General features: G+C 61.8%; 3 protein-coding genes and 1 pseudogene. 2 read left to right on the forward strand and 2 right to left on the reverse strand.

Going from position 1 to position 3,050, the window contains the following annotated elements; genetic code table 11:
• Positions 1–280: 280 nt before the first annotated feature.
• Positions 281–478 (reverse strand): hypothetical protein, encoded by a 198-nt coding sequence (locus VGH54_RS26835; protein WP_331515172.1) that lies wholly within the window; start codon positions 476–478, stop codon positions 281–283.
• A 57-nt stretch (positions 479–535) separates the two neighbouring features.
• On the opposite strand from VGH54_RS26835, the pseudogene VGH54_RS26840 reads away from it, so the two are divergent.
• Together VGH54_RS26840 and VGH54_RS26845 are read left to right on the forward strand one after the other, a co-directional pair.
• A pseudogene (locus VGH54_RS26840) lies at positions 536–682 on the forward strand (glycerol acyltransferase); the annotation flags it as partial.
• A 200-nt stretch (positions 683–882) separates the two neighbouring features.
• Positions 883–2,118 (forward strand): alpha/beta hydrolase, encoded by a 1,236-nt coding sequence (locus VGH54_RS26845; RefSeq protein ID WP_331515170.1) that lies wholly within the window; start codon positions 883–885, stop codon positions 2,116–2,118.
• A gap of 302 nt (positions 2,119–2,420) precedes the next feature.
• Here the strand turns inward: VGH54_RS26845 and VGH54_RS26850 are convergent.
• The coding region (locus tag VGH54_RS26850) for an alpha/beta hydrolase (protein WP_331515171.1) at positions 2,421–3,050 on the reverse strand (630 nt) is incomplete at its 5' end.

Below are 3,050 nucleotides of genomic sequence, written 5' to 3' on the forward strand. Positions count from 1 at the left end.
TTGCACTAAATGAAAGTGCTCGCACCACTTGGTGATTGGGCGATCTGTGCTGCTCAACGTGTTCGGCCGTTAGGTGAACCATGACGGTGACCGTATCGGTGCACTCGTCGCTGACCGCTGGCGACCGCGTGTCGGTAAACCCCCTGGCTGGCCGGTACCGCCACTGCGACCCTCCGCCTAGATCACCGTTGATTCGTCACTGTGACGAATTGCGTTATGACACAGACTCATTGACGCAAGCAGCGGTCGGTCGCGCGCATGGCTGACGATCTGCCGGGGTTCATTCCCTCGGGTTCTCCAACTCGACGATGTCTCGCTGCTGCGGGCGGATGGAGTGCACCCGTCGTTGATCGACGGCGGTCAACCCGCTGTGCTCTAAGCAGCCCGACAATGTCGACCCGTTCGTCGTCGGCAGCCGCACCGGCAATGCTCGTTCCGAGAATGCGGCCAAGGCGCAGCAAACATGCGCTTTCGTCACTGTGACGCTTCTCCCCTGCCCGGCATAACGAGAAAGTCACTGTCGCACACTCAAAGCATTATGGAAGTGTTGGAGCCCATCGACGTCGCTGCACGGTTCGGTGCCGAAGCCGGCGTAGGCAAGGTCGACGAGCATGTGCGCGGGGTCATGCAGACTGCGCTGGGCCGGCTGGCCCGTCAACGCCGGTTCCCGATACTGGGCTAAGGCATCTCGAGACTTTTGGTCATACGCGCGGATGCGCATGGCAGCCGCCGCACGACGGCCCTGTACGAAGAATTTGTCGGTTTGGCTGAAAGCGGTCACGGGTACTTTGAGACACCGGCAGTCTTCGGTACCGGGTCAGCCTGAGGTCGGCGCCCAACGCACACACAAGGGTCATCACTTCGAGAGGGCGAGAGCTGCTAATGAGGCGCTTTACAGCTGACCTGTCGGTAAGTAAGGCGCTCACGCGTTATTTTCGCGGCGCTGCGATTCCCACCCGGCACCTCAAGCCCCTCGATTATGCGCTGACGTGCACCGGCGTCGCGGCTTCCGCGCCGGTGATCGGGCGTTATCTCGAACCACTGGGCACTCTCGTGGCTGTCGGGGCGTGGTTACGGCGCAACGCGCCCGGTTCGGCAGCCTGGCTGAACGGTGCCGCTGGGCAGGTCAGCGGCCGCCGGCGTATCCCACCCAAGGCCGGTGAGCTGCAGGCCCTTACCGATGTCGCGCTGACAGGTTTGGGCGCACCTGATCTACCCGTGGCGTCGTGGCCGGCGCCTGCTCGCCGCGCGCCCTTCCTGCGCGCCCGCGGATTGCGCAGCCGCTATCTGTATCGCAGTTCAGTGCGCTACGGCGAAGCGCCGCAACAGGTTCTGGATGTGTGGCGACGTCGCGATCTCGACGGTCCAGCACCGGTGCTGGTGTTTGTCCCTGGCGGCGGATGGCTGCACGGAGGGCGGCAGCTTCAGGGCTACAGCCTGATGGCGCACATGGCTGAACAAGGATGGGTGTGCGTATCGGTGCAGTACCGGGTTGCCCCGCAGCACAGGTGGCCACGTCATATCCGAGATGTGCGCGCTGCCGTGGCATGGACGCGAGCCCACATCGATGAATTCGGCGGCGACCCAACCTTCGTCGCGGTGGCCGGCTGCTCAGCCGGTGGGCATCTGGCGGCACTGACGGGCCTGGCCCCCCACGACGCCGATTACAACGTCGAACTCGCCTCAGGTGCCGACCCGTCGGTGGATGCCGTGGTGAGCCTCTATGGCCGCTACGACTGGACTGACCGGAGCACCCGTGACCGCGACGAATTTGTCGGATTTCTCGAAAGAGTCGTGGTCCGGAAAAGCATGGAGCGCCACCGCGAGGTATTCGAAAACGCTTCGCCCATCACACGCATCGATGCCGACGCGCCGCCATTTCTGGTCATTCATGGTGAATCCGATCGTGTCATCCCGGTCCAGGAGGCCCGAGAGTTCGTCACCCAGCTAAAGGCGGTGTCCACCTCAGCGGTCCATTACCTGGAAATCCCCGCAGTGGGTCACGGATTCGACCTGACCGATCGTTGGAGCACACAAGCCGCCATCGAAGCGACCAACAAATTCCTTGAGACAGTCCGCCGAAACCACAACGCTCGTCTCAACCTGCAAGTCGTCTAGACAGATGTCGCTGAGACGCGAGAAAGGTTTGTTGACCCGTTGCCTAGCGGCGTCATTGCCCCTGTCCCACAGTCGCTTCCATACTGCGGATGAGAATCAGCCACAGGGCGATGCTAACCGCCAGTTAGCTCCCCTGACGGCTTGACGGTAACTCGCACCTCTTCAACACCCACCGTTACCAGCAAACTGCTGCGAGTTACCCTCGGCCACAAGCGATTCGTTATCGCACCTCGTCGTTGCGGTCGTCCGCGCTCAAACTGTCTTACGAATTCACTGGCGGCGCTGCAAAACGAAGAACGCCGTTAGTTTCCGTCGGCCACACGGAGCAAGACATCAGCCACCGCTGATGGTCGTGAAAAGAACGGTGAATGACTGCCTGGAAACTCGACGAGATCGGCGCCGATGTCGCGAGCTGTGCGCCTCGACCAATCGGGGTTGACGATCCGATCCTCACTGCACACCACGGAAGTACACGTCACTGAGGGATGTTCGGTCAGGGAGCAAGGCACCGTCCACGGGTATCCCGCCTGTGGTCGAAGATGGTCAATGGCTGCAGCCACGGTCGCTTCGTCGCAGTCGGCATAGAACACCTGCCGGACGAAATCGAAGTCGACCCACACAGTCCGCAATTGCTCATCGGGCTCACTCAATCCCTTGAGCCATCCCTCACCAAATTCCCTGGTAACCATGTCAGGCTGCGCCTGCCATTGATCAAACAGGCCGATTCCACTCTCTGGAACCGCAGCGCACAGGTACACCAAATGCCGCACCGGGTGCCGAGCCGCGACCAACGTTGCAGTCGGGCCACCCATCGAGTGACCTACAACCACGACGCCGTCGTCACACCCTCGAAGAGCAGTGCACACCAGATCCGCGTAGGCATCGAAGTCCGCAGACCCATCCTCGTTCGGCAACTCTGGCGCGATCACTGT

Origin of the sequence: Mycobacterium sp., from assembly GCF_036488105.1 — a bacterium.
Taxonomy (GTDB): Bacteria; Actinomycetota; Actinomycetes; order Mycobacteriales; family Mycobacteriaceae; genus Mycobacterium.